This is a genomic window from Nonomuraea sp. NPDC050394, assembly GCF_044459065.1.
GTDB lineage: Bacteria > Actinomycetota > Actinomycetes > Streptosporangiales > Streptosporangiaceae > Nonomuraea.
The window spans coordinates 344730-350875 of the sequence record NZ_JBITIO010000012.1 but is presented as its reverse complement, the minus strand read 5'-3'; the positions used below and the strand labels follow the sequence as shown (position 1 = coordinate 350875).

At 67.6% G+C, this 6146-nt stretch carries 6 protein-coding genes and 2 pseudogenes; 3 read left to right on the top strand and 5 right to left on the bottom strand.

The window, feature by feature from the left end; translation table 11 throughout:
- Positions 1-253: 253 nt before the first annotated feature.
- Positions 254-484, top strand: a complete 231-nt coding sequence (locus ACIBKY_RS38905; RefSeq protein WP_397104917.1) for a hypothetical protein — start codon at positions 254-256, stop codon at positions 482-484.
- A 5-nt stretch (positions 485-489) separates the two neighbouring features.
- Entirely contained in the window at positions 490-870 is a 381-nt protein-coding gene (locus ACIBKY_RS38900; RefSeq protein WP_397104916.1) for an ACT domain-containing protein, read from the top strand.
- A 198-nt stretch (positions 871-1068) separates the two neighbouring features.
- Here ACIBKY_RS38900 and rox read toward each other — a convergent pair whose 3' ends face one another.
- The 4 genes and pseudogenes from rox to ACIBKY_RS38880 form a co-directional block, all read right to left on the bottom strand.
- Positions 1069-2583: a rifampin monooxygenase gene (gene rox / locus ACIBKY_RS38895; RefSeq protein WP_397104914.1), complete on the bottom strand. Its 1515-nt coding sequence runs from the start codon at positions 2581-2583 to the stop codon at positions 1069-1071.
- Positions 2584-3003: 420 nt separating this feature from the next.
- On the bottom strand, positions 3004-3432 hold the full coding sequence (locus tag ACIBKY_RS38890; RefSeq protein ID WP_397104912.1) for a hypothetical protein: 429 nt from the start codon (positions 3430-3432) through the stop codon (positions 3004-3006).
- Entirely contained in the window at positions 3429-3953 is a 525-nt protein-coding gene (locus ACIBKY_RS38885; protein ID WP_397104933.1) for a transposase, read from the bottom strand. The genes ACIBKY_RS38890 and ACIBKY_RS38885 overlap by 4 nt, the downstream gene beginning before the upstream one ends.
- Positions 3954-4071: 118 nt before the next feature.
- Positions 4072-4131: pseudogene (locus tag ACIBKY_RS38880) on the bottom strand (hypothetical protein); the annotation flags it as partial.
- Between the two features lie 248 nt (positions 4132-4379).
- Here ACIBKY_RS38880 and ACIBKY_RS38875 point away from each other — a divergent pair.
- Positions 4380-5321: pseudogene (locus ACIBKY_RS38875) on the top strand (Tn3 family transposase); the annotation flags it as partial.
- On the opposite strand, the gene ACIBKY_RS38870 reads toward ACIBKY_RS38875, so the two are convergent.
- Positions 5231-6094 carry a recombinase family protein gene (locus ACIBKY_RS38870; RefSeq protein ID WP_397104911.1) on the bottom strand — a complete coding sequence of 288 codons (864 nt, stop codon included), beginning with the start codon at positions 6092-6094 and terminating at the stop codon, positions 5231-5233. The pseudogene ACIBKY_RS38875 and the gene ACIBKY_RS38870 overlap by 91 nt on opposite strands.
- Positions 6095-6146 lie beyond the last annotated feature (52 nt).

Genomic DNA, 6146 nt, shown 5'->3' with positions numbered 1-6146 from the left:
GCGCTGCTGCCCGCATCGAGCTACCGCGATCGTGCAGGCCATCCTCGTACTTCAGACTGCTGAAGATGGCCGCTGATCAAGATGGAAAAGGCTCAGGGAACGACGGAGCAGCTCCAACTGATCCGCCGAAAACATCCGCGTCGACACAGGCCACCACCTCTACGGATCGCACCGGGCAAACCCATGCGAACCGTAGCGACCGGGATCCGCGGCGGCCAGCAGAACGGGTGAACCCGCAGGTCAGCGAAATCCGTTGGAAATTTCCCCCGGGCTAAGAGCACCCCGCTATGGAAGCGCCCTGTGGTTCGTTGAGGTCGGCGACCTGTTCCGGCGCAAGACGAGCGTGCTGGTCGCGCCCGGCGTGTTCTTCGACAGGGAAGGATGGTTCAGGATCAACATCGGCATGGACACCGGCTACCTGGCCGAGGCCCTCGACGCGCTCTCACCCGTCGTGGCCGCCCTGCCGCCCGCCTCAGGAAGGTGAAGGACGTGGAACTGCTCCTGCTCGCGAACGAGTACTTCGTCTGCCGGCTGCCCGCCACCACCTCCCCGCCCCCGCCGCCGATGGTGGCCGAGCTCTACGCGCTGACGGTCACTGCCGAGGAGGTCTCGGTGGTGTGCCGCTCCGGTGCGGAGCCGCCAGGGGCGAAGGTGGAGAGCGGTTTCAGCGCGCTGCGGGTGGCCGGCGCGCTGGGCTTCTCGCTCGTCGGCATCCTGGCGTCGCTGACCGGGCCGCTGGCGGAGGTGCGGGTTTCGGTGTTCGCACTGTCCGCGTTCGACACCGACTATCTGCTGGTACGCACCGTCGACCTGCCCGAGGCCAAGGCGGCGCTCGAAGCCCACGGCCATGTGATCGGCACAGGCACCTGATCGCACCCGTCCTGACCTCGACCGCTATCGGGACCAGGACGTGGCCGGGGCTCGGTTGGAGGCCAGGGCCGATGGCCGGAATCGGGGTCGGGGGGGCCAGAGGTCAGGGTCAGGGGCAGCCCCGGACAGCGCGGCTGGGATACCGCCCGCCGGCATGGCCATGTTCCGCCATGCCGGCGGGCGGTCGCTCAGGCGTGATCAGTGGCCGAACCAGCGGGTGAGGTGGTCGTCCAGGTCCTGCTGGTCGTCGCCGATCCAGGCGACGTGTCCGTCGGGGCGGAGCAGTACGCACGGGACATCCAACGCAGCAGTGGAATCCGCAAGGTAGTCGACCCGGTCTGACCAGCCGCCGACGGTCAGGCGTTCGGTGCGGTCGAGCAGCAGGCCGCGGCCGCGACGCAGCAGACCGTAGAGGTGGCCCTGTTTCACGTCGATGTCGCGCAGGCGGCGGCCGAGCAGGTCGGGGCCCTCGCCGAAGTCGTAGCGGATGCCGGTCGCGGTGATCTTCTCGATCAGATGGCGGTTCACCTCGTCGAAGTCCATGAGTTCGGTGAACAGCCTGCGCACGGCCTGCGCGCCCGGTTCGGCGGACAGCAGTTCGATCTGGGCACGAGTGTTGTCCAGCACGTCCGAGGCGACCGGATGGCGTTCGGCCTGGTAGGTGTCCAGCAAGCCTTCCGGCGCCCGGCCGCGTACCTGTGCGGCCAGTTTCCAGCCGAGGTTGAACGCGTCCTGAACGCCCAGGTTGAGACCCTGACCACCGATGGGCGGATGGATATGCGCCGCATCGCCGGCCAGCAGCACCCGATCGACCCGATAGCGCTCGGCCAGCCGAGTGGCATCCCCGAACCGGGACAGCCAGCGCGGAGAGTGCACGCCGAAATCGGTTCCGGCGATGGCGCGCAACTGTTGCCGGAAATCCTCGAGCGTGGGTGGTTCCGCGCGGTCGCTGACCCCCGCGGCGGGAACGAGGACGCTGTAGACCCCTTCGCCGAAAGGCCTGAGCCAGAATCGCTGATGAGTCTGGCTGATCTCGGCTACTTTGGCGGCGATCTCCTCGTGCGGCACGTCTACGCTCATCTCGCCCATGAGCGTGTCGTTCCGTGAGGGCTCGCCGGGGAAGCCGACACCGAGCAGCTTGCGCACCGTACTGCGGGCGCCGTCACAGCCGACGAGATAGCGCGAACGCAGTTGTTCCCCGTCGGCCAGTTCGACGGTCACACCCTCGTCGTCCTGTGCGAGCCCGGCGACCACGCAACCGCGCCGGATCTGCGCACCCAGTTCGATCGCATGCTCTTCCAGGAGATTCTCGATGACCGGCTGCGGGATACCCAGCAGATAGGCGTACGCGGAATCCAGGCCCTTGGGCGCGGGTTTGGGGATGGCGGCGAAGATACCGCCGACCGGACGCTGCCTTCCGTGCCGGAGCACGCGATCCAGCAGTCCGCGCATCGCCATGAGCTCGAGACTGCGAACATGCAGACTGACGATGCGCACGAACGACGTGGGCTCGGTTTCCTTCTCCAGAACGAGTACCCGCACGTCGTGCAGCCGCAGTTCGGCGGCCAGCATCGCGCCGGTCGGCCCGCATCCGGCGATGATCACGTCGTAGACGTGTGGCGCGCGCCCGGCGCCCGGCGACCGGAGAGTTCCGGGAACCTCGCCCACCCTGTCGTTGAGGGGCGGCTCGGCGATGACCTGCTGAGAGTGCATTGGTGTTGCCTTTCGGGAGTGCCTTGTTGGCGAGGCGCTCCCGGCGACACCTACGTCAATCGCCCGACCGTGACGGCAAGGCGGAGCACCCACATCGTTACAGCGTTCATGGGTCTCACCTCCTCGGGCGGCGTCACGATCAACTGCAAGCTACAAGCCCGAGCACCGTCCCGTCCAACCCTTTCCCGGCCACGCAAGCCCGGGCCCGTGCGCCTGCAGGGCCCCTTCCGGAGCGGCCGGTCCCCGGTGAGCGATACAGCCCTGGCTGCCGCCCAAGGCGGCCCGGTCCGGCACGGCCTCTGGGGGCCGGCGATCAGGCACATTCGTTGGGGTGCCTGTAGGAGGGCGGTTCGAGAGTTGATGTTCCTTTGATCGCTTGTGTTGCGTGAGGAGAGCTGGTCGTGGGGATCCGTGGCCGGGCTATGGACGCGGTTGGGCGAACGAACCCGGCTCGGTCTCTTCGAGGATGCCCAGGCCGACCAGGCGTTTGAGCTTGGCGCGAGTGTTCTCGATGTTCTTGCGCGCCAGGGGAAGGTCCAGAGCGGCCCACAGGTCCCGCGCTCGTGCCGGCTGGCCGGTGTCCGCCAGGATGGCGAGAATCTGCCGGTAGGCGGGGTGGTCAGGGACCGTGGGAACGGGTGGCGGTGGGGGCGCCAGAGCGGGCTCGGCGGCCAGGACGAGCAGGGTCTTGCGGGTGATCCGCAGATGATCAAGGTCCTGGCCGAGTTCCCGCAGGCGGCCGGTCAGCTCCTCGATCCGGGCCTGGGTCTGCTCAATCTGGCTGGTCAGCGCCTTCTCGTGGGTGTCGATGCGGTCCAGCAGCCAGGTGCCGGGATCCGGGGCGCTCACATGGCCTCCCGCGGGAAGCGCCAGGTGGGGATGGAGGTGCCGGTCAGCCGGCGAGTCATCACGTCGGTCATCGCCCAGTACACCCGCGATTGGGAGCTGGCCGGGTCGTGTTCGTAGTCACGCACCAGGCGGCGGTGCAGGGACATCGTGCCGTAGGTCTGCTCCACCACCCATCGCTTGGGCTGGGGGATGAACCCGGCCTCGGCGGGGTTACGCTCGACGATCTTCACGTCGATGCCGTGGGTGGCGCCGTGGGCGACCACGCTGTTCTTGAAGCCCTGATCGACCAGGGCGGTCTGGACGCTGCCGGGCGTCGTGGCGGTGGCGACGCGGTCCAGCAGGGCGTTGCCGATGGCGTTGTCGTGGATCGAGGCGGCCGCGACGACCACCGCGATGACCAGCCCCAGCACGTCGGTGGCCAGGCCACGCTTGCGTCCCGACACCTTCTTGGCCGCGTCCCTGCCGGTCGTGGAGGCCGGGACCCCGCTCGCGGCGCGCACGCTCTGGGTGTCGAGCACGATCAGGCTCGGGTCGGCTCATCGGCCCTTTGTTCTCCCGCACCTGAAAGCGCAGCAGGTCGTGAATGGCCTTGTCGGTGCCGTCCCTGCGCCAGGCGGTGTAGTAGTACATGACCGCGCTGCGTGGAGGCAGGTCATGGGGCAGCAGGTTCCATTGGCAGCCGGTCCGGCTCTGGTGCAGGATCGCGTTGACCGATCTCGCGCATTTCGTACTTGCCCTGGTGGCCGCTGACCGAGGGGTGCGCGGCCTTCCACGCTGTGATCACCGGCTCGATCAGGGACCAGCGTTCATCCGATAAGTCGCTCGCGTACGGCTTGCGCTCATTCACCTGGCTATCCCAGCACATCCACGCCCACCAGCCAGGCATAACGCTACAGATTCACTCGATCACACTGTGATATCAGGACTATCGGCTCACGAACTGCCCTCTGAGGGCGCTGCACGCTGAAATCGCCGCCCACTGGGGGATCATCGACCTGCTGGACTTCCTGAAGGAGTCGGACTTCGTCACCGACTTCACCGACGCCTTCACCACGGTCGCGACCAGAGAGGCAACCCCGCGCGACGTGATCCGCAAACGCCTGCTGCTGATGCTGTACGCGCTCGGCACGAACGTGGGGATCAAGCGGGTCGCCGACGGCGGCCGGCACGGCGAGACCGAGGCGGCCCTGCGGGTCACCCGGCATCTGTTCGTCAACCGCGACAACTTGCGAGCGGCGATCGCGACCCTGGTCAACGCCACCTTGAGGATGCGGGATCCGCTGTGGTGGGGCAACGGCACCGCGTGCGCGTCGGACTCCCTGCCACGGATGAAGCGGATCGCCCACCAGAAGCTGGTCAAGGCCGACCCCGATGACCAGGTCCCGTCCTGCCTGACCGGCATGGTGGCCGACAAGCCGATCGACTGGGAGATCATCGCTCAGCAGTACGACCAGATGGTGAAGTACGCCACCGCCCTGCGGCTAGGTACGGCCGAGGCCGAGCGGGTGCTGCGGCGCTTCACCCGCGGCGGCCCCAAGCACCCCACCTACAAGGCCATCGAGGAACTCGGAAAGGCGGTCAAGAGCGTGTTCGTCGCCGAGTACGTCGCCGCCTCAGAGCTGCGCCGCGAGATCCACGAGGGCCTGCAGGTCGTGGAGAACTGGAACTCCGCCAATACCGACCTGTTCTACGGCAGCGCCGGCACCATCCCGGGTAGCGACAAGGAGCACCAGGAGGTCTCCATGCTCAGCCTGCACCTGCTCCAGTCGGCGCTGGTCTTCATCAACACCTTGCTGGTTCAGTCCGTGCTCAAGGACCCCGGCTGGCAGAAGAAGATGACCGACGCCGACAAGCGAGGGCTTTCGCCGTTGTTCTGGTCCAACGCCAACCTGTACGGCACGATCGATATCGGCATGGGCCGCTGTCTTGACCTCGACCTGGTTGCCTGACCCTTCCCGTCGTCGATCACGCCGATGACCGAGGCAGGCCGTCCAGGGCGGTTCGCACGGCCGCCCGGCTCACCCCTGAGCCCGTGCCAGGGCAGCGATCGAGACGCCCTCGCCGAAGGCCGCCCGTACGTCCTCGCGCCGGTCACCGTCCAGCGCGGGTGGCCGGCCGCGGTGGCGGCGATCCCCTCGACGGTGAGCTCGTTCTGGATGTCACGTTGGAACTGGCCGACTGCGGTGATCACGTTGATGATGACGGCGGTGGTGGCGTCGCCTGCGGCGAGGTCGTGGGAGTTCGACAGCGGTCCGGACAGGACGCGCAGGGCAACGCCGCGGGCTTGGCACCAGTTGCGGACGGCGTGGATGTCGAGCAGGTCGCGGCAGAGCCGGAAAAGCTCCGAGACCGTAAGGGTGTCGCCGGGATGCGCCTTGGCGGCGATCTTGCCGAACGCGGGCCGGTCGAGGGCGGGGATCTTGGAGGTGGTGGCGGGGTCCTCGAAGAGGAGGACGCCGTCGGCCGGCCGGAATCCCTCGGCGACGCCTTCGGTGCGCGAGAAGACCGGCCTCGGTGAGGATGTAGCGCTGCCGCACCAGGGACTGGGTCGCGGTGGAGACGCGGGAGTAGACGATCTGCACCAGGCTCTCCTCGGGAAGGGCTGAAGCCCGATTCTTTTGTCGGAAAATCCTGTCGTCAATTTGTGTGCGGAATCGGCCATCCGGCGTCACGGTTCGTCGCCCGATGTCCGATTTTCGGAAGGGCTTGCGGAG

Bases quoted from the DNA above. Each gene is read 5' to 3' on its own strand.
- rox (WP_397104914.1), bottom strand. From the start codon at position 2,583: ATGCACTCTCAGCAGGTCATCGCCGAGCCGCCCCTCAACGACAGGGTG.
- ACIBKY_RS38870 (WP_397104911.1), bottom strand. From the start codon at position 6,094: ATGGCCGATTCCGCACACAAATTGACGACAGGATTTTCCGACAAAAGA.